Source organism: Mycolicibacter algericus DSM 45454 (assembly GCF_002086455.1).
In the GTDB taxonomy this organism is placed as follows: domain Bacteria; phylum Actinomycetota; class Actinomycetes; order Mycobacteriales; family Mycobacteriaceae; genus Mycobacterium; species Mycobacterium algericum.
The window spans coordinates 135851-155712 of record NZ_MVHC01000007.1; the positions used below are offsets into that span (position 1 = coordinate 135851).

The following is a 19862-nucleotide window of genomic DNA, read 5'->3' on the forward strand; positions in this document are numbered from 1 at the left end:
GTGTAGTGATGCGCGAATACCTCAAGTTCTACATCGACGGCCAGTGGGTGGACCCGGTCGAGCTCACCACCCTCGACGTCGAGAACCCGGCCACCGAGCAGGTCGCCGGCAAGATCGCGCTCGGTTCGGCCGCCGACGTCGACCGTGCCGTCGCTGCGGCGCGGCGGGCGTTTGCCGGCTGGTCGCAGAGCAGCCGTACCGAACGCCTGGATCTGCTGCAGTCGATCCTGGCCGAATATCAGCGCCGCAGCAGTGATCTCGCCGATGCGGTGCACGAGGAGATCGGGGCGCCGCCCGCGCTGGCCGGGGGAACCCAGGTGCAACTCGGGCTCGGCCACATGCTGACCGCGATCGACGCGCTGAAGAACTTCGCGTTCGAAGAACAGCGTGGCGACACCCTGGTGGTCCGGGAGCCGATCGGGGTCTGCGGTCTGATCACCCCGTGGAACTGGCCGCTGAACCAGATCGCGGTGAAGGTCTACCCGGCGCTGGCGACCGGGTGCACCATGGTGCTCAAACCCTCGGAGGTCGCGCCGTTCTCGGCCTACATCTTCACTGAGATCATGGCCGCCGCGGGCGTTCCGGCCGGCGTCTACAACATGGTCAACGGCGACGGTCCCGGCGTCGGGGTGGCCCTGGCGCAACATCGCGACGTCGACATGGTGTCGTTCACCGGTTCGACCCGGGCCGGTGTCGCGGTGGCCGAGAACGCCGCGCCGACGGTGAAGCGGGTGACCCAGGAACTCGGCGGCAAGAGCCCCAACATCGTGCTCGACGACGATGCGTTCGCCGCCAGCGTCACCGCGGGCGTGTCGGTCATGATGGTCAACTCCGGGCAGAGTTGCAATGCGCCGTCACGGATGCTGGTGCCCAACTCCCGGATGGACGAGGCCATCGCGATTGCGAAGGCGGTCGCCGAGCAGGTGAAGGTGGGTGATCCCGCCGACGCCAAGGCGATCGGCCCGGTGGCGTCGGCGGCGCAGTTCGCCAAGGTGCAGGGCCTGATCGAGCAGGGCATCGCCGAGGGGGCGACCGTCGCCGCGGGCGGCGCGGGCCGGCCCGACGGACTCGACAGCGGCTACTTCGTTCGACCGACGGTCTTCGCGCACGTGAACAACCAGATGACGATCGCGCGCGAAGAGATCTTCGGCCCGGTGCTGTGCATCCTCGGCTATGACGACCTGGACGAGGCCGTCGAGATCGCCAACGACACCGACTACGGCCTGGCCGGCTACGTGTCGGGCGCCGACCTCGACGCCGCGCGCGGGATCGCCCGCCGGATCCGGGCCGGCTCGGTGGCGATCAACCACGCCTTCGACATGAACGCACCGTTCGGCGGCTACAAGCGCAGCGGCAACGGCCGTGAGTGGAGCGATGCCGGTTTCCACGAATATGTGGAGATCAAGAGCACGTTGGGCTACGGGGCCGCCGCCGGTTGACAACCGGCGGCCGGGCCCGGCCCGACCATTCGATGACTATTCGTAGTGGACGGTGATCGAGCCGCCTTCGGGAACAGCCTGGCAGGTCAGGATGTAGCCGTCGGCGACCTCATCATCGTCGAGTGCGGTGTTGGCGATCATCTTCGCGCTGCCCTCGCTGATGTGGGCGATGCAGGTGCCGCAGTTGCCGGCCTCGCAGGAGAACGGCGGTGTCAGCCCGGCCCGCCGGGCGCTCTCCAGCAGGGTCTCGCCGGCGACGCGCGGCACCGACTCCTTCTTGCGCCCGAGGTGAATCGTCACCGTCCCGCTCACCTCGGCCGCGGTGCCGGCAGCGGCCGGTGCCGCCGTCGGTATCTCGGCGGCAGCGCCGCCGGTGTCGAAGTCCTCGACGAACAGCCGACCCGGGCCCGGCCAGGCCTGGCGCACCACCGCCATGAAGCCCTCCGGGCCGCACAGGTAGCAGTCGGCCCCGGTGTCCGCGCCGACGAACGCGGTGACGGCCGCCGCGTCGAGCAGCCCGTTCTCGGCGTCGCGATGCCGCTGCACCGACAGCCGGCCCGGGTACCGGGCGGCGAGTTCGCTCAGCGCGTCGTCGAAGATCGCCGCCGAGGCGTCCCGGTCGGCGCAGAGCAGCCGTACTGTGCGGTCGGTGGTGGCCAGCGCGCTCTTGGCCAGCGACAGGATCGGCGTAATCCCGCTGCCGCCGGAGAATCCCAGCAGCGGGGAGTCCGAGGAGTCCAGGCAGAAGGTCCCCGCCGCGCGGGTCATGGTCAACTCGTCGCCCTCGGCGAGGTTGTCCAGCAACCAGTTCGACACCTTCCCGCCGGGCACCCGCTTGACCGTGGTCATCAGCTCGGTGTCGGTCTCCGGGGCGCTCGACATGGAGTAGGACCGGTAGAGCTCCTCGCCGTCGACGTGTACCTGGAACGTCGAGTACTGACCGGCCCGGTAGGGGAACGTCCCCTCATGCGGTGCCAGCACGAACGTGTACGCGTCGGCGGTCTCCTTGACGATGCGGGTCACGGTCGCCCGCTGGAAAACATGAGTGACCGCCATGACCACCCCTTCCGGTTTGCGTTCTTCGTTACAGAGAATACTATTCTCTCAAACCGATAGGATCTTCTCAAATGTCTTCTGGGCTGCGTGCGTCATCCACCGCGGTGCTCACGTTCGAGGACCGGCAGTTACCCCTGCCGGAGCTTGACGCACGGGCCGGCGCGCTGGCGGCCGCGCTGGCCGCCGACGGCGTGACGGCCGGTGACCGGGTCGCGTTGATGGCGTCGAACCGGCCCGAGTTCGTCGTCGCCGTGCAGGCCATCTGGCGGCTCGGGGCGGTGGCCGCCCTGATCAGTCCCGCCTGGAAGCGCGACGAGGTGGCGCACGCGCTGGCGCTGACCCAGCCCCGCTACGCGCTCGGCGACCAGTCGGTGCTGGCCGAGCTGATGCCGATGCGGCACCTCGATGAAGTGACGGCCGAGATTCCGGCTGGCACCTGGGAGGGTGATCCACCGCTGCCGGGCGCCGACGCACTGCTGGTGTTCAGTTCCGGTACCACCGGCCTGCCCAAAGCGGTACGGCACACCCACGCCTCGCTGGCCGCGGGAGTGCGGCACTGGCGGGATGCGCTGGGGCTGACCGCGGATGACCGGATCCAGGTCGTGACCCCGCCGTCACACATCCTCGGGCTGCTCAACATCCTGACCGCGCTGAGCGTCGGGGCGCAGGTGCGGCTGCACCGCCGCTTCGACATCGACGTGATGCTGGCAACGATCGGCCAAGACCGGATCACCGTGGAGATGGCGGTGGCACCGATCGCGCTGGCCATCGCCGCACACCCGGAGCTGGAATCGTTCGACCTGTCGTCGCTGCGCTACATCATGTGGGGCGCCACGCCCATCACCGCCGCCGTCGCCGAACAGGTCACCCGGCGCACCGGGGTCAGCTGGGTGCCCGCCTACGGCACCAGCGAGCTGCCGGTGCTGGCCTGCAGCCCGACCGACGGGGCCCGCGGGGACGAGGCGGTGCTGGACACCGTCGGTCGCCCGGTTCCCGGGGTGGCGCTTCAGGTGGTGGACATGGCCACCGGCGAGCCGCTGCCGCCGGGCGTCCCCGGTGAGATCCTGGCCCGTTCCGAGTCGTTGATGGCCGGCTATCTTCCCGACGAGGCGACGTCGGAAGTATTGCGCGACGGCTGGTTTCACACCGGTGATGTCGGCTACCTCGACGCCGGCGGTTGGTTGCGGATCACCGACCGCTGCAAGGAGATGATCAAGGTCCGCGGTTTTCAGGTGGCCCCCGCCGAGATCGAGGCGGTGCTGCACGAGCATCCGGCCGTCGCCGACTGCGGGGTGTTCGGGGTGCCCGATGAGCGCGACGGGGAGGCCGTCGTGGCAGCGGTCGCGCTGCGCGCACCGGTCAGCGAGGCTGAGCTGACCGAGCTGGTGGCCGATCGGCTCGCCACCTACAAGCACCCGCGCCGGGTCGTGGTCGTTCCCGAGATTCCCCGGCTGCCGTCCGGAAAGCTGTTGCGTCGACTACTGAAGGAGCGCCTATGGATGTCCGGCTGAATGCCGAGCAGCGACAACTGCGGGAGGCCGCGGCGAAGCTCGCCGACGATCTGGGGCCCGGCTCGGTCGCCGAACTCGACGATGCCGGTCGAGTGGCCCGGCTGGAAAAGGCTGTCGCCCAAACGGGTTGGCGCTCGCTGCGCTCCGACGGGGCGTCCGGCGTGGAGGTGGCGATCGTCGCCGAGGAGTTCGGCCGCGGCCTGGTCGACGTGCCGTTCCTCGGTCCGGTGCTCGCCGACGATCTGGGCCGGCACGTGACGCTGGGATCAGCGCCGGCCACGGTCACCCACCACCGGACCGCCGTCGACGCCCGCGGGGCCGAGCAGGCCGTCACGGTGCGCGAGCGCGCGGTACTGACCGTCCCGCTCGGCGCGCTGCGGTGCGGAGCCGACTTGACCCGGCCCGGCGCCGAACTGGCCGGGGAGCCGCACCAGCTCGGTGAGCTCAGCGCCGAGAGCGCCGCGGCGTGGCAGGCGCTGGCGCTGGTGACCACCGGCGCCGACCTGGTCGGCGCCGCGCGCGGCGCGCACGCACTGGCATGCGACTACGCCAAGATCCGCGAACAGTACGGCAAACCGATCGGCAGTTATCAGGCCATCGCCCATCTGCTCGCCGAGGGTCTGGCACTGATCGAAGGCTCGGTGAGCGTGCTACGGCATGCCGCCTGGGCGGTCGACGAGGCCGACGCGGCCGACGCGGTCCGTGCCGCCCGCATCGCCAAGATCTACTGCGCCCGCACCGCCCGGACGGTCTGCGAGACCGCGATCCAGGTGCACGGCGGTATCGGCAACACCTGGGAATGCCTGGCGCATGTGTACCTGCGGCGTGCGTTGACCTCGACCGGCCTGTGGCCCGTGACGATTAGGGAGATCGCTGATGGACTTTCGTGACTCGCCCGCCGAGGCCGACTTCCGCAACCGGCTTCGGTCCTGGCTGACCGAGCGGGCCGGCACCTTTCCCGCCGCCGGCGACGACGAGTACTGGGCGCGCCAGGGCGAATGGCACCAGGCCCTCTACGGCGCCGGCTTCTTCGGGGTGTCCTGGCCCCGCGAGTACGGCGGCCAGGAGCTGCCACCGGTCTACGACGTGATCGTCGACGAGGAACTGGCCGCCGCCGGCGCCCCGCCGCGACCGAGCCTGGGCTATCTGGTCGTCGGGCTGGGCCGCCACGCGAGCAAGGAACTGCAGCAACGGTTCCTGCCCGGGATGATCGACGGCACGCAGCGCTGGTGCCAGGGGTTCTCCGAGCCCGGAGCCGGCTCGGACCTGGCGTCGCTGACCACCACCGCGACCCGCGATGGCGACGATTACGTTATTCACGGCCACAAGATCTGGACCAGCTACTCCGACGTCGCCGACTGGTGTCTGCTGTTGGCCCGCACCGACAAGGACGCGCCGCGGCACCGCGGTATCTCGGCGTTCATCATCTCCATGCACCAGCCCGGCATCGAGCAGCGGCCGCTGCGGATGATCAACGGTGTCACCACCGAATTCGGGCAGGTGCTCTTCGACGGCGCCACCGTTCCGGCGAGCCAGCTGGTGGGCGAACCGGGCGAGGGGTGGAAACTGGCGATGACCGTCGTCGGCCACGAGCGCGAGCCGTCGACGCTGGGGTACTCGGCCCGCTACGGTAAACTCGTCCGCCAGATGGCGGCTCGGGTGGATCGTGCCGGTGCCGAGGTGCCCGAGGAATTGGCTTGGGCGGCAGTGGAAACGGAGATGCTGCGGTTACACGTCCGTCGGCGGCTCTCCGAACAGCTTGACGGCCTGTCGCACGGGCCCGAGGGCTCGCTGGACAAGCTGCTGATGACCTGGGTGGAACAGTCCGTCGGCCACGCCGCGCTGGCGGTCGGTGGCGTCGACGACCCCGACCTGCTCAGCGCCTACCTTTACAGCCGCGCCCAGAGTGTGATGGGCGGGACCTCGCAGATTCAGAAGAACATCATTGCCGGCCGAATCCTGGGATTGACCGAGTGATCGCGAACGCGGGCGAAGCCCGGGTGAAGCGGGTCACGACAAGATAAGGGAGTCTAGACATGTACGACATGCCTGCTGAAATCGACGTGCGCGCCGATGGTCCGTTGCGCATCATCACGCTCAACCGCCCCGACGCGCTGAATGCCGTCAATGACGCACTGCACTGCGGCCTGGCGAAACTGTGGACACAGCTGGACGAGGATCACGATGCCCGTGCCGCGGTGCTGACCGGCAGTGGGCGGGCATTCTCTGCCGGCGGCGACTTCAGCTACCTCGACGAGATCCGCCGCGACGACAAGCTGCGCGCCAAGACGATTGCGCACGGCCGGGAGATCGTGCTGGGGATGGCGCGCTGCCGAACCCCGGTGATCGCCGCGGTCAACGGGCCCGCCGTCGGGCTGGGCTGCAGCCTGGTGGCGCTCAGCGACATCGTCTACATGGCCGAAGGCGCCTACCTCGCGGATCCGCACGTGCAGGTCGGTCTGGTCGCCGCCGACGGTGGACCGCTGACCTGGCCGTTGCAGATGAGTCTGCTGCAGGCCAAGGAGTACGCGCTGACCGGAGCCCGGATTCCGGCCGCCCGCGCAGTCGAGCTGGGCTTGGCCAACCACGTGGTGGAAGACCCGGTGGCCGAGGCGATCTCGTGTGCCAAGCGCATCATCGAGCTGCCCCGCCAGGCGGTGGAGAGCACCAAGCGGCTGCTCAACATCCACCTGGAGCGCGCGGTGCTGGCCACCTTGGACTTCGCGAACATGGCCGAGGACCAGTCGTTTATGACCGACGACTTCAACGCCATCATCGATCGGCTCACCGCGAAGCAGAATTGACCCCGCCGATGCAGATTGCCGAGTTGCTCGTCGCGGCGCGGGCCGGCTCGGTGCGTGCCACCGGGCGGCTGCTCAGCCTGGTCGAAAGCGGCCGGCGCACCGAGGTGCTGTCCGCCGTCGGGCCCGCCACCACCCGGGTCATCGGGGTGACCGGGCCGCCCGGCGCCGGCAAGTCCACCACGATCGCGGCTCTGGTCGGGGCATATCGCGAGCGGGACCTGCGGGTGGCGGTGCTGGCCGTCGACCCGTCCTCGCCGTTCAGCGGCGGCGCGCTGCTAGGTGATCGCATCCGGATGGCCGCGCACATCAACGATCCGGCGGTGCTGATCCGCTCGGTGGCCTCCCGTGGCCACCTCGGCGGGCTGGCCGAAGCGGTGCCGGCGGCCATCCAGTTGCTGGCCGGGCTCGGCTACGACGTGCTGCTGCTGGAGTCGGTCGGGGTGGGCCAGTCCGAGATCGAGATCGCCGCGATCGCGGCGCCGACGATCGTCGTGCTCAATCCGGGTGCCGGTGATGCGGTGCAGGCCGCCAAGGCCGGACTGCTGGAGGTGGCCGACATCGTGGTGGTCAACAAGGCCGACCGCGAAGGCGCGCAACAGACCGTACGTGACCTCCGGGTCGAGCTGAAGCACACCGGCGCACCGATACTCACCCTGATCGCCTCGCGGGGCGACGGTCTCGGCGAGCTGGTCGACACCATCGAGGCCCACCACCGCACCGACAGCCGGGACCGCCGGCTGGCGCGGGCGCGGTCACAGATCCTGTCGCTGGCACAGACCCGGCTGCGGTCCCACCCGGCGCTGGGCAGACTCGCCGAGTTGGTCGTCGACGGCAGCGATGACCCCTATTCGGCGGCGGAGCGGCTGTTGTCGCCGGAGGGCGAATGAGACTTCAGGACCGCTTCCGGGCCGACCAGCGCGGCAGGTGCAGCGGCAGATCGTTGTAGGTGGCGATGCCCGGCTCGGCTGCCACCACGGCCGGGATGGCGTTGATCGGCGGCATCGCGGTCATGATGTGGCCGAGCTCGAAGAAATCGTCGATCGACTTCGCCGAGGCGATCAGGTCCGGCGGCGGCGTGAAGCCGACTTGCATGTTGACCGTCGGGCGGCCGTCGATAGTGATCTTCCAACCGTCGCCGTCGAGTTGCCAATCTGGTTCCAGCGTCTGGCCCTTGCGCCACCGCACGTTGATGTCGATCACGGTCTCACCGCCGGCGATGCCCCGCCAGCTGGCGAACACGCCCGCGACGTGACCGGCCGGGATGGTCCACGACGCCATCGCCAGATCCTCGGTGGTCTGGGCGTATTCGGATACACAGGTGATCTCGTCGAGCTCGACGCCGATCGCGTCGGCGACCAGCTGCACCGCCTCGGCGAACACCGCGGTGCCGTTGGCGGCCATCGGCGCCAGGTCCGGGTCGTCGATGGCGGCACCGAACCCCACCGGGCGCTCGGTGTCGGGGGAGTCATACAGCGTGGTGTCGGCCGTTTCGGTGATGGTGACCTTGTCGACCCGGTCGCAGGCCGTCGCCGCCACGATGGCCAGCAGTTCGGCGAATCCGGGACTGACACCGGAACCGAACAGCGTGGCGCCGCCCTTGCGGCACGCCTCCTCGAGGCGGGCTCGATCGTCGCCGAGGTTGCGACCGGTGATGAACGACGCCGACGTCACCACGTTGACGCCCGCCGACAGGATCTCGACCAGTTCGTCGACGTTGATCCACATCGGGTTGTAGACCACGCAGTCGGGTTTCAGCGCCAGCAGCGCCGCGGCGTCGTTGGTGGCCGGGATCCCGAGCGGATCGATGCCGACCAATTCGCCCGCATCGCGGCCGACCTTGTCGTCGGACCATGCGAAGAGTCCGACGAGTTCGTAATCGGGATTGGCGGCGATCGCCCGGACGGAACTCTTGCCGACGTTGCCCGTCGTCCACTGGACGATCCGATAGGGGACGGTCGCCATATGTATCACCTTGTCTTGCCTACATCTGCGCCCAGACGACCTTCGTCTGGAGATAGGTCTCGATACCGGCCTTGCCCGACTCGTAGCCCCAGCCGGATTGCTTGTACCCGCCGAACGGCATCGAGTGGTCGAACTGCATCTGGCAGTTCAACCCCACCGTTCCGGCCTTGAGACGCTTGGCCAGCCGGTGGGCCCGGCCCAGGTTGGACGTCCACGCGGTAGCGGCCAACCCGTAGGTGCTGTTGTTGGCCAGCGCGATCGCCTCGTCGTCGTCGTCGAACGGCAGGATCGTGACCACCGGCCCGAAGATCTCCTCCTGGAACAGCCGGCTGGAGTCGGGGTCGACGTCGGTGACGACGGTGGGGTGCACAAAGTAGCCCTTGCGGTCCAGCCGGTGTCCACCGGTGACGAGCTCGGCACCGTCGGACCTGCCTTGCTCCAGGTAGCCGAGCACCCGGGTGAGCTGCTTCTGGCTGATCAGCGGTCCGATCATGACGCCGTCGTCTTTGGGGCCGCCGAGCTGCATGCTGTTGGCCATGTTGGCGACGCCCTCCACGACCCGCTCGTAAACGCCGCGCTGGGCGAAGATGCGCGAGCCGCACACGCACGCCTGCCCGGAGTGCACGAACGTGCCGAACGAGGCCATGGTGATGGCCATGTCGAGATCGGCGTCGTCGTAGATGAGCACCGGCGACTTGCCGCCGAGTTCCAACGTCACCTTATTGAGATTGCTTGCGGCCGAGGCCCGTACGATCTCCCGGCCGACTTCGGTGGAACCGGTGAACGCGACCTTGTCCACGTCGGGATGCGCGGTGATGGCCGCACCGGCGGTGTGCCCGTAGCCCAGCACCATGTTGACCACGCCGTCGGGCACCCCGGCCTCGGACAGGATCCGGTCCAGCACCAGTGCCGAGAGCGGGGTCTCCTCGGCGGGCTTGACGACACTGCTGCAACCGGCGGCCAGCGACGGGGCCAGCTTGGCGCAGAAGTTGAAGACCGGGCCGTTCCACGGGAAGATCAGCCCCACCACGTCATAGGGCTCGCGCAGGGTGTAGACGTGCTGATGGGATTCGATGCCGGTCAGGCCGCCGGTGTTCACGTCGCGTGCGATGCCGTCGATCTTGGTGCACCAGCCGGCGTAATAGCGGAACCACTCCGAGCCGACCTTGGTGATGATGGCGGCCTGGGAGGCGGGGATGCCCGCGTTGACGGACTCGAGTTCGGCGAGGATCTCGGCGTTCTCGTCGATCAGGTCGGCGATCCGCCACAGCACCCGGGCCCGGTCGTAGTCGGCCAGCTGTGACCACACACCGGACTCGGCGGTGGCCTTGGCGCGGGCGACGGCGTCGTTGACGGCTTCGGGTCCGCAGTCGGTGAACTCGGTGAGCTGCTCTTCGGTGGCCGGGTCGATGATCGGGATCACGTCACCGGTGCCGGGAACCTTCCGGATGTCATCCAACACCGTCTGCACCGACATGGGTAATCCTCTTCTCGCATGCGGATAATTGGGTTCGCAGCATGAGGCTATGCGCTTCACGAGGGGAAGTCCAGGGTTCTGGAGTTGCCGAGCCGCAGCGGAGCGCTCCGCTCGCGCTCGGCGATCAGCGGGCGGACGAACCGGGTCGAGCGCGGCGGTCAGCTGCGCGCGAAGCCGTTCGCGCAGAAGTCCCACACCTCGTCGGCGGTCAGCGGTTTGACGGCCGGATCGGCTGAGGCCGGGCTGGATTGGGCGTTGAACATGACCGTCTGCATGATCATCGCCGCCACCCGTTTGGGGTTGGAGCCGGCGCGCAGCCGCCCGGCGGCGGCCGCGTCTTCGGTCAGCTCGGTGAGCAATGCCAACAGCGGGGTGTGGGCGACCTTGACCTCGGCGGGGTGGGTCAGCAGCAGGCTCGGGGCGAAGTCGGTGAACAGCGGCCGTTTGGCCGCCGGGTCCGGCCGCGACGACTCGAACAGCAACTCCACCGCGACTTTGAGGCGTTCGAGCGGATCGGTGTAGTTGGCTGCCGCGGCGCGGATCTGTTCGGCCGCGCGGCTCAGGGCGTCCTCGAACAGTGCCAGCAGCAGCTCATGTTTGCCGTCGAACTGCAGGTAGAAGCTGCGCAGGGATTGCCGCGAGCGGTCGACGACCTCCTGCACGGTGAAGTCGGTGCTGCCCTTCTCGATGATGATCGACTGGGCGGCGTCCAGGAACCGCTGGACGCGTTGTGCCGCGCGAATTTTCGCTGTCTTGATGGAGCGTTCGACCGCGCGCTGCTTCCAGGCGGGTTCTTCGCTCGGGCTGGTCACCGGCACTCCGGGCGGGTGTGCGGTAGGCGAGGCACAGCGCAACTGTACTGGACGGTAACCAGCCGGCGTCGCGCCACACCGGATCGGGGCTGACGATTCTGAGATCGCAACTTCTCCATTCGAGAATGATATTCTCATCGCTGCGTCTATGGAAGCGGACTCGCAACATCCGAGCCGGTCCGGACGGAGAGCCCGAGACGCCCGAGCCGAGGAGTGTCGGTGCAGCTGGCCTTTGATTCCGACGTCGAGAATTTCCGGGCGGAGTTCTCGGCGTTCCTCGACGAACATCTACCCACCGACGCCGAGGCGCTCGAGCGATCTCGGTCGTGCTCCCACGTCCCGGACTGGGCACGGCGCTGGCAGCGACTGCTGTTCGACAACGGCTGGCTGCTGCCCGGCAACCCACCGGAGTACGGCGGCCGCAACGCCACGATCCTGCAGCAGTACGTGCACTCCGAGGAGTTGTCACGCCGGCGGATCTACCCCAGCTTCAATCCGCAAGGGGTCGGCATCATCGCGGCGTCGCTGCTCTCGTTCGGCACCGATGAGCAGAAGCGGCGGTGGGCCGTCCCGATCCTGCGTGCCGAGATCACGGCGTCGCTGGGCATGAGCGAGCCGGGTGCGGGCTCGGACCTGGCCGGATTGCAGACCCGCGCGGTACTGGACGGCGACCATTTCGTGGTCAACGGTCAGAAGGTATGGACTTCGGGCGCCCACGACGCCGACGTGCTGTTGACCTTCGTACGGACCGACCCGGACGCCCCCAAACACAAGGGCATCAGTGTCTTGCTGATCCCGACCGATACCCCCGGCGTGGTGCGGCGGCCGTTCGCGTCGGCGTGCGACCACGACGACGTCGACTTCAACGAGGTGTTCTTCACCGACGTGGTGGTTCCCGCCGAGAACCTGGTCGGTCCGCTCAACGGCGGCTGGGGGGTGGCCAACGGCTCGCTCGGGCACGAACGGACGCTGCTGTGGATGAGCTTCGCCGATCGGTTGCGCGACCTGATCCACGACTTCCGGCCGGCCGGGGCGCTGAACCGCGACCGTTTCGCGACCTTGCTGATGGATCACCAGGCGCTGCAGCTGCTCGGCTCGGTGGCACTGGCCCAGGCGGCGCGCGGCGAACAGGACGTCCCTGCGCTGTCGGTGCTGAAGCTGCTGGGCTCTGAGGCGGTGCAGACCGCGGCCGAGCACGCGCTCGACGCGGCCGGCAGCGGCGGCCTGGCACACCCGGGCAGTTCCGGCACCTACATGCCGATGAACGAGGACTACGCGACCGCCGGCTGGTTCGATCGCTACCTGCGCAGCTTCTCGGGGACCATCGCCGGTGGCACGTCGGAGATCCAGCGCAACATCATCGCGCAACGGGTGCTGGGCCTGCCGCGGTAAATAGCGCGAGCAGTCCCCCGCAAGCGGGAGGTGCCCCCAGCTAAAGCCCCCTAAAACGCGTGGATTTGGGGGCTTTGGCGTCTGCTCGGCGGTCTAAAGCTGCGCCAGCCGGGGCGCCGAGCCGCGGGCCCGCAGGCCGCCGCCGACCCGGCGCGTCAGTTCCCGGGAGCCGCCGAGCAATCCGTCGAGCACCAGCACCCGCTCGACGTGACGATGCAGGTCGTGCTCGGCGGTGAACCCGATACCGCCCAGCGCCTGCTGGCAGTGCTTGGCCGCGGTCAGTGCGGCCTTGCCCGCGGCGGCCTTGGCCAGCATGGAGGACAGGTCCGGGCTTTCCGCGGTCAGCGCCGCCAGCGTCGCCTCGGCGCCCTCGATGGCCACCAGGGTCTCGGCGAGCCGGTGCCGAACGGCCTGGAAGGACGCGATTGGCTTACCGAACTGCACTCGGTCCAGGGCGTGTTGGCGGGCCAGGGCGAGCATTGCGCGCGCCGAGCCGATCAGCCACCAGCACACCGCGCGCCGCGCCTCGCCGAGTCGCATCAGCTCGCCGTCGGGCACCTCTCGCAGCGGAAGCCCACCGAGGGCGGCGGTATCGCCCTCGTGCCGGCCGCGTTCCCAGATCACCCAGCGGCCACCGGCATAGGGCATCGGCGGGGTGCCGCCGGGCAGGCCACCGATGGTCTCCAGGATCACGTCGTTGAGCACCGATGCATGTGAACCCGTCTCGCCGAGCAGCCGGAACACCAGCGGTATGGCCAGATCCGGGTTCTCGGAGAGCATTTCCGCCCAACCGAGCTCGGCCAGGGCCCCGTCCAGCTCCGCGCCGGAACATCCCAGCATGGTCTTGCGGAGGGTGCCCTCCAGCAGGGCCAGTGATGCCGCGTCGATCTCGCCGGACATCGTCACTCCTTCCCGAGCTCGAGCAGGCGGCGGGCGATGATGTTGCGTTGCACCTCGGCGGTACCCCCGTAGATCGTGGCGGCCCTGGAGTACAGGTACTCAGTGCGCCATTCGCCCTCGGCCAGCTCGATCGTGCCCGGCAGCAACTCGCGGGCGGTGTCGTAGAGCAGTTGTTCGGCGGCGGCCAGCAGCACCTTGTCGATCGAGGTCTCCGCGCCCAGCCGATGGCCGTCGGCCAGCCGGTGCTGGGTGGCCCGGGAGCGGCAACGCAAGGTGTGCAGCGCCAGATACACCGCGCCCAGGTCGCTGTCGATCTCGGCGCCCTGGCGCTTCACCGCGGCGATCAGTGCGTCGAAGCGCGAGTACAGGTAGGCGATGCGCTGCCAGAAGCAGGTGGACCGCTCATAGGGCAGCAGGTCCATGGCGAGTTGCCACCCGTCGCCGGGCTTGCCGAGCATCCGCGAGCCGTCGACGACCACATCGTCGAAATACACCTCGCAGAACTCGTCGACGCCGTGCATGGTCTGCAGCGGCCGCACCTCGATCCCGGGGCTGTCGACGTCGACGAAGAACGCCGTGATCGCCTGGTGGTTGGGCGTATCCGCGTCGCCGGTACGCGTCAGCAGAATGCACCGCTGCGAGTGCTGGGCGAAGCTGGTCCAGACCTTCTGCCCGTTGATCACCCACTGGTCGCCGCGCGGGGCGGCCCGGGTGGTCAGCGAGGCCAGGTCGCTTCCCGAGCCCGGCTCGGAAAAGCCTTGGCACCACTGCTCGTCGCCGCGCAACAGTCGGGGGACCATCTCGGCAGCGAGCTCGGGCCGGGCGTAGTCGATCATCGTCGGCGTGAGCACCTCGAGCATGGAGTACGGTCCCGGCTCCGCCAATCGGCGACCGACGACCTCTTCACCGACGATGGCCCGCAGCACGTCCGGGCCGCCGAGGCCGCCGGCGCGCTCGGGCCAGCCGTAACGGCCCCACCCGGCCTCGTAGAGCGCGCGCTGGACCCGGGCGAACTGCCGCATGTGCGCTTCCAGCGAGTCGTCCTCGGACGGCGCCAGATCATTGGCGTCGAGCCAGGCGCGTAGTTGGGTGCGGAACTCGGCGGGATCGTGCAGTGCACTCATCCCGCTTCGGGCCTGCCCACGGCGTGCGGCCGCCCCGCATCATGGGCGCCGCTGCGCCGGATGAACGTCATCTCGCGGGTCCGAAGCCGCCAGCCGTCGGCGGTGCGCACGTAGGTGTCGTTGTAGTAGCCGATGCGCATGTCGTGGCTGGCGTGGTCGATGAAGCACAACGGTTGGGTGCCGGTCGCGGTGTCGCCGTCCAGTTCGATCGCCGGGGTGCCGGTCATGAATAAGCCTTTGGGGGCGGCATCGACCAGCACCGGAAACCGGTCCAGCGAGTAGGTTTCGCCGAACGCGCTGTAGGTGCCGTCCGGGGTGAACACCGCCACCAGCCCGTCGATGTCGCCCTGGGTGATGGTCACCGCGTAGCGCGCCAGCGTCTGCTGGATCTCGACGAGGTCGTCAGTTCTTGTTGACATACACCTGACCGCCTTTCATGACGAACTGTACGTTGCGGGTAACGGTGATGTCGGACAACGGATCTCCCGGTACCCCGATGATGTCTGCGAGTAGGCCCTCGGCCAGCCGGCCGCGGTCGGCCGCGTTGATCAGTTCGGCAGCGGTCACCGTCGCCGCCTTGAGCACGGCGGCCGGCGGCATCCCCCAGTCGACCAGGGTGACCAGTTCGTCGGCGTTGCGGCCGTGCGGGATCGCCGGTGCGTCGGTGCCGACGGCGATCTTCACCCCCGCCTCGTAGGCGGCCTTGATGGAAGTGCGCGCCTTGGGGAACATCTCGGCTGCCTTGGCCTGCAACACCGGCGGGGCTTTGGAGACGTCCATCGCCTCGGCCAACCGCCGTGTGGTGACCAGGAAGCGGTCGTGCTCGACGAGCATGGCGATCGCCTCGTCGTCCATCAGGAAGCCGTGCTCGATGCAGTCGATCCCGCACGCCACCGCGTGTTTGACCGCCTCGGCGCCGTGGGTGTGCGCGGCGACGCGCAGCCCGCGGCGGTGCGCCTCATCGACGATCACGCGCAGTTCCTCGTCCGAATAATGTTGGGCGCCCGCCTCTCCGGTCAGCGACATGACGCCACCGGAACAGCACACTTTGATCAGTTGTGCACCGTGCTTGATCTGGTAGCGGACCGCCTTGCGGATCTCGTCGACACCGTTGGCGATGCCCTCCTCGACCGTCAACTCCAGCACGCCGGGCATGAATGCGGCGAACATCGTCGGATCCAGGTGCCCGCCCGTGGGCGTGATGGCATGGCCGGCCGGCACCACCCGCGGGCCTTCGATCCAGCCGGCGTCGATCGCCTTGCCCAGCGCAACGTCGAGCAGGTAGCCGCCGGTCTTGACGAACAACCCGAGGTTGCGCACCGTGGTGAAGCCGGCCCGCAGCGTGCGCCGGGCATTGCCCACCGCACGCAGTACCCGGGTCGGCGGATCGTCCTGGACCTGGGACAGGCCGGGGTTCTCACCCCGGCCGCCCATCAGCAGGTTGACCTCCATGTCCATCAGCCCGGGCAGCAGGATCAGGTCACCCAGATCCAGCACCTCGTCATCCGAGGCCGCGGCGTCGCCGATGCCGACGATCCGATCACCCTCGACCCGGATGACCCCGGGCCGGATGATCTCGCCGGAGTCGACGTCAAGCAGCCCGGCCGCCTTGAGCGTCAGCACCTTTAGACGACCGGTTCCTTGATGCAGTCGATCCAGGCGGCGCCGCTGTCCGGGACTCGCGGCTGCTTCCAGGCCTCGATCGGGAAGGAGACCATCACCAAAGACTGCATGAGGTGCATCAGCGAGCGTGCATCATCGGGCAGATCGTTCAGGTCGAACTTGTCCAGGTAGTTGATGGCGTCCTCGAGTCGCCCGAACGCGGCGTCGTAGAACTCCTGCATCTCGCCCATGGTGGAGGCCAGTCGCTTGGCGTAGCGCTCCGGCTCGGTCGCCAGATCCCAGTCGGCGTAGGGCTGCAGGTCAGCGAAGTCAGACGGTAGCGCCATTGGCGTGCTCCTTCTTGTATTCGGATACGTAGTCGCGGGCGGTCTTGTGCAGGTGTCGAATCAGGACCTCTTGGTCGCACAACAAGAAGTCGTCCACGACCTTCGTGCCGATCATGGTCTGGGTGGCTTCCAGGGTGTTGGCGTCCTGCAGCGCGTACTCCTTGAAGGTCACCGCGGCCAGTTCCTGGGCCAGACGCTCCCGGGCATTGCGCGGCGGCACGAAGTACAGGCTCGCCTCGAAGGTGTGCTTGTCGGCAGCGGTCGGCCAGTACTGGTAAGTCAGGTACCAGCCCGGCTCCCAGATCAGAATCATGAAGTTGGGGAAGAACACGAACGAGTCGATGCCCCACTGCGGCACTCGCTTGATGTTCACCGACGGTGGCAATTCCTTGAGGTCGGCGATGAGATCCGGCTTGTCCCAAGGGCCGAACAATCCGCTGCGCAGCGCCCGGTCCAGCGGCTTGACCATGTTGAGGTCGGCCGGCGGCGACTGACCGCCCCACGTTGATTGCAGGCTGTGTGGTCCGGCCAACTCGTAGTGCAGCGCTTCGTAGCCGTATTTCTGGATCTTGGCGGCTTCTTCCTTGGTGTACTGGCCCTGGTGCAGGATCGGCGCGTGGTAGAACTCCACGAACGCATCGAGGAACAGCTTCCAGTTGCTGCCGATTTCGGACTTGTAGGAGTAGACCTCGGTCATCTCGGCGAACGGGTAGCCCTCCAGGCCCTTGGCCAGCGATCCGAGGTATTCGTTGAGCGGGCCGGCGTTGTCGTCGAAGTTGACGAAGATGAAACCTTCCCACACCTCGCAGCGCACCGGGACCAGGCCGTACTGGCTCTTGTCGACGTCGAAGAACTCGCCCTCCTGCTGGATGAACGTCAGGTCGCCGTCGAGGCTGTAGCGCCACGCGTGGTACTTGCAGGTGAACTGGCGGCAGGTGCCCTCGGTCTCCTCGTTCGGGAAGTCGTTCCACACCAACTTGTTTCCGCGGTGGCGGCAGATGTTGTGGAACGCCCGGACCACGCCGTCCTTGCCCTTGACGATGATGATCGAGGTGCCCTTGCACACCGAGGGGAGTTCCCGGGTGAAGTAGCTGCCGGTCTTGGGCAGCCGCTCGACTCGCCCGACGTGTAGCCAGGTGCGCTTGAAGATCGCCTCCTGCTCGTCGGCGAAATGCGCCGGATCGAACGAGTCGGTGTAATCGACCGGCTCAGTGCCGAGCTCGGGATAGGCCTGCGTCCAGCTACCGGCTGCCGGCTTGGGGAAATGTGCCACGGAAATTACCTCCCTGATTCGGGTTCTTCATCGAGTTCAACGCCAAAAGTGTTGAAGGCCATGGCCAGCATGCTGTAGCAGCCGACCGTGAAGACGAGTTCCATCAGCTGGTGCTCGTCCAGGTGCTGGGTGAGGATCGCCTCGGTGGCGGGGGAGAGCCGGGAATCCTCGTCGAGCTCGTCGGCGGCGGTGAGCACCGCCTGATGCAACACGTCGCCCGCCGCGCCGTGTTGCAGGTCTTCGATGTCGGCGTCCGTGAGCCCGGCCTCTTTGCCGATCGTGATGTGGTGGACCCACTCGTATTCGCAGCCGCGGCGGTGGGCGGTCCGCAGGATGGCGAGCTCGCGCAACTTGTCGGGCAGCGTTCCGCGGTAGAGCAGTTCGACGTTGAACTTCAGGAATACCCGGGCCAGTTTCGGGTGGTGGACCAGCATGGTCATCGCGGAGCCGGCGTCGCGCGGGTTGCGCCGATCGGCGGTCAGCACCTGGGCGAGCGCACGCTGGACCGCCTCATCGTCCCACTGGGACTGCGACAGCGGGGCCAGCCGCATCTGCTCCTCCTCGCTAGTGAGAATCACATTCTCATATTTGACCAATAGATTTCCATGTTTCTCGCGATTGGTCAACACTCGGCCGTCGCCGCTGGCAGGGCGGTCGGGCCGGGCGCGTTCGGGGGTTGTGCGACCGCGTCCGGCGGCGCCCGGCCCGCCGGGGCGGCCAGAAGGTTGATTCTCCGAAATGGGGAAGCTAGTTTTCATTGCAGACGTCAGAAGCGTCAGGGGACCGGCGCCGCTGCCGGACCCGGATCGGAGGCTGGGCCGTGAACAAGGACGACATGATTCTGGTCAGCGTCGATGACCACACCGTTGAACCGCCGGACATGTTCGCCAACCACCTGCCGCGCAAGTACCTCGATGACGCGCCGCGGCTGGTGCACAACGCGGACGGCTCCGATACCTGGCAGTTCCGTGATGTGGTGATCCCCAATGTCGCCCTCAACGCGGTCGCGGGCCGGCCCAAGGAGGAATACGGTCTGGAGCCCCAGGGGCTCGACGAGATCCGGCCCGGTTGCTACAACGTCGACGAGCGCATCAAAGACATGAACGCCGGCGGCATCCTCGGCTCGATCTGCTTTCCGTCGTTTCCCGGTTTCGCCGGGCGGCTGTTCGCCACCGACGACCCCGACTTCTCGGTGGCACTGGTGCAGGCCTACAACGACTGGCACATCGACGAGTGGTGCGGGGCGTACCCGGGGCGCTTCATACCGATGGGGCTACCGGTGATCTGGGACGCCGAGAAGTGCGCCGCCGAGGTGCGGCGGGTGTCCAAGAAGGGTGTGCACGCCCTGACGTTCAGTGAGAACCCGGCGGCCATGGGCTACCCGAGTTTTCACGATCCCTACTGGGACCCGCTGTGGAAAGCGCTGTGTGACACCGACACCGTGCTCAATGTCCACATCGGGTCGTCGGGCAAGCTGGCCATCACCGCGCCGGACGCGCCGATGGACGTGATGATCACGCTGCAGCCGATGAACATCGTGCAGGCGGCCGCGGACCTGTTGTGGTCCAAGCCGGTGAAGGACTATCCCGACCTCAAGATCGCGCTCTCCGAGGGCGGCACCGGCTGGATCCCGTATTTCCTGGAGCGGGTGGACCGCACCTACGAGATGCACTCGGTCTGGACCGGGCAGGACTTCGGCGGCAAGCTGCCCTCCGAGGTGTTCCGGGAGCACTTCTTGACCTGCTTCATCTCCGATCCGGTCGGTGTGAAGCTCCGGCACGATATCGGCATCGACAACATCGCGTGGGAGGCCGACTACCCGCACAGCGACTCGATGTGGCCGGGGGCGCCCGAAGAGCTCTGGGATGTGCTCAGCGCCAACAACGTCCCCGATGACGACATCAACAAGATGACCCACCTCAACGCCATGCGCTGGTACTCGTTCGACCCGTTCGCCCACATCCCGCGTGACCAGGCCACGGTGGGCGGGTTGCGGAAAGCCGCCGAGGGCCATGATGTCTCGATTCGCGCGCTCAGCCAGCACAAGCACGGTGAGCGACAGGCGAATGCGCTGATGGACGCGGCGCGGTCGAACAGCTGAGCGGGGGCTTGCGTTGACGGGCACCCGCGGGTGTGAAAGTGTGTCGATCGTATTCGAGAATG

General features: G+C 67.9%; 19 protein-coding genes. 8 read left to right on the forward strand and 11 right to left on the reverse strand.

Annotation, left to right across the window (positions count from 1 at the left end):
• Positions 1-8 precede the first annotated feature (8 nt).
• Positions 9-1439 (forward strand): aldehyde dehydrogenase family protein, encoded by a 1431-nt coding sequence (locus BST10_RS09640; protein ID WP_013830444.1) that lies wholly within the window; start codon positions 9-11, stop codon positions 1437-1439.
• Between the two features lie 36 nt (positions 1440-1475).
• On the opposite strand, the gene BST10_RS09645 is transcribed toward BST10_RS09640, so the two are convergent.
• The gene (locus BST10_RS09645; RefSeq protein ID WP_013830443.1) at positions 1476-2495 is read right to left on the reverse strand and encodes a ferredoxin--NADP reductase; all 1020 of its coding nucleotides are present in this window, start codon (positions 2493-2495) and stop codon (positions 1476-1478) included.
• Positions 2496-2566: 71 nt separating this feature from the next.
• Here BST10_RS09645 and BST10_RS09650 point away from each other — a divergent pair, with 71 nt between their 5' ends.
• The 5 genes from BST10_RS09650 to meaB are packed head-to-tail and all read left to right on the forward strand — an operon-like array spanning position 2567 to position 7697.
• On the forward strand, positions 2567-4006 hold the full coding sequence (locus BST10_RS09650; RefSeq protein WP_083037577.1) for a class I adenylate-forming enzyme family protein: 1440 nt from the start codon (positions 2567-2569) through the stop codon (positions 4004-4006).
• Positions 3991-4896 (forward strand): acyl-CoA dehydrogenase family protein, encoded by a 906-nt coding sequence (locus BST10_RS09655; protein ID WP_013830441.1) that lies wholly within the window; start codon positions 3991-3993, stop codon positions 4894-4896. The genes BST10_RS09650 and BST10_RS09655 overlap by 16 nt, the downstream gene beginning before the upstream one ends.
• Positions 4883-5983, forward strand: a complete 1101-nt coding sequence (locus BST10_RS09660) for an acyl-CoA dehydrogenase family protein (RefSeq protein ID WP_013830440.1) — start codon at positions 4883-4885, stop codon at positions 5981-5983. Before BST10_RS09655 ends, BST10_RS09660 begins: the two co-directional genes overlap by 14 nt.
• Before the next feature lie 59 nt (positions 5984-6042).
• On the forward strand, positions 6043-6810 hold the full coding sequence (locus tag BST10_RS09665) for an enoyl-CoA hydratase/isomerase family protein (RefSeq protein ID WP_083037578.1): 768 nt from the start codon (positions 6043-6045) through the stop codon (positions 6808-6810).
• 8 nt (positions 6811-6818) lie between these two features.
• On the forward strand, positions 6819-7697 hold the full coding sequence (gene meaB, locus BST10_RS09670) for a methylmalonyl Co-A mutase-associated GTPase MeaB (protein WP_083037579.1): 879 nt from the start codon (positions 6819-6821) through the stop codon (positions 7695-7697).
• 4 nt (positions 7698-7701) lie between these two features.
• Here meaB and BST10_RS09675 read toward each other — a convergent pair whose 3' ends face one another.
• The 3 genes from BST10_RS09675 to BST10_RS09685 form a co-directional block, all read right to left on the reverse strand.
• Entirely contained in the window at positions 7702-8772 is a 1071-nt protein-coding gene (locus BST10_RS09675) for an NAD(P)H-dependent amine dehydrogenase family protein (RefSeq protein WP_083037580.1), read from the reverse strand.
• A gap of 19 nt (positions 8773-8791) precedes the next feature.
• Positions 8792-10249, reverse strand: coding sequence for an aldehyde dehydrogenase family protein (locus BST10_RS09680; protein ID WP_083037581.1), 1458 nt, complete (start codon positions 10247-10249; stop codon positions 8792-8794).
• 158 nt (positions 10250-10407) lie between these two features.
• Positions 10408-11061, reverse strand: a complete 654-nt coding sequence (locus tag BST10_RS09685; protein WP_112683995.1) for a TetR/AcrR family transcriptional regulator — start codon at positions 11059-11061, stop codon at positions 10408-10410.
• A 219-nt stretch (positions 11062-11280) separates the two neighbouring features.
• Between BST10_RS09685 and BST10_RS09690 the strand changes: the two genes are divergently transcribed.
• Positions 11281-12453 carry an acyl-CoA dehydrogenase family protein gene (locus tag BST10_RS09690; RefSeq protein ID WP_083037651.1) on the forward strand — a complete coding sequence of 391 codons (1173 nt, stop codon included), beginning with the start codon at positions 11281-11283 and terminating at the stop codon, positions 12451-12453.
• A gap of 93 nt (positions 12454-12546) precedes the next feature.
• Here BST10_RS09690 and BST10_RS09695 read toward each other — a convergent pair whose 3' ends face one another.
• Genes BST10_RS09695 through BST10_RS09725 form a run of 7 tightly spaced genes read right to left on the reverse strand, consistent with a single transcriptional unit; the run spans position 12547 to position 18250 of the window.
• A complete protein-coding gene (locus BST10_RS09695; protein WP_013830433.1) occupies positions 12547-13353 on the reverse strand; it encodes an acyl-CoA dehydrogenase family protein in 807 nt (268 codons plus the stop codon).
• A 2-nt stretch (positions 13354-13355) separates the two neighbouring features.
• Complete coding sequence (locus tag BST10_RS09700; RefSeq protein ID WP_013830432.1) at positions 13356-14477, reverse strand: acyl-CoA dehydrogenase family protein; 1122 nt, start codon at positions 14475-14477, stop codon at positions 13356-13358.
• On the reverse strand, positions 14474-14896 hold the full coding sequence (locus BST10_RS09705; protein WP_083037583.1) for a nuclear transport factor 2 family protein: 423 nt from the start codon (positions 14894-14896) through the stop codon (positions 14474-14476). Before BST10_RS09705 ends, BST10_RS09700 begins: the two co-directional genes overlap by 4 nt.
• Complete coding sequence (locus BST10_RS09710) at positions 14880-16100, reverse strand: metal-dependent hydrolase family protein (protein WP_013830430.1); 1221 nt, start codon at positions 16098-16100, stop codon at positions 14880-14882. The genes BST10_RS09705 and BST10_RS09710 overlap by 17 nt, the downstream gene beginning before the upstream one ends.
• 2 nt (positions 16101-16102) lie before the next feature.
• Positions 16103-16426, reverse strand: a complete 324-nt coding sequence (locus tag BST10_RS09715; RefSeq protein ID WP_013830429.1) for a hypothetical protein — start codon at positions 16424-16426, stop codon at positions 16103-16105.
• Positions 16410-17699, reverse strand: coding sequence for an aromatic ring-hydroxylating oxygenase subunit alpha (locus tag BST10_RS09720; protein WP_013830428.1), 1290 nt, complete (start codon positions 17697-17699; stop codon positions 16410-16412). The genes BST10_RS09715 and BST10_RS09720 overlap by 17 nt, the downstream gene beginning before the upstream one ends.
• A gap of 5 nt (positions 17700-17704) precedes the next feature.
• Positions 17705-18250, reverse strand: a complete 546-nt coding sequence (locus BST10_RS09725; protein WP_083037652.1) for a carboxymuconolactone decarboxylase family protein — start codon at positions 18248-18250, stop codon at positions 17705-17707.
• A 269-nt stretch (positions 18251-18519) separates the two neighbouring features.
• Here BST10_RS09725 and BST10_RS09730 point away from each other — a divergent pair, with 269 nt between their 5' ends.
• On the forward strand, positions 18520-19800 hold the full coding sequence (locus tag BST10_RS09730; protein ID WP_083037584.1) for an amidohydrolase family protein: 1281 nt from the start codon (positions 18520-18522) through the stop codon (positions 19798-19800).
• Positions 19801-19862: the final 62 nt, after the last annotated feature.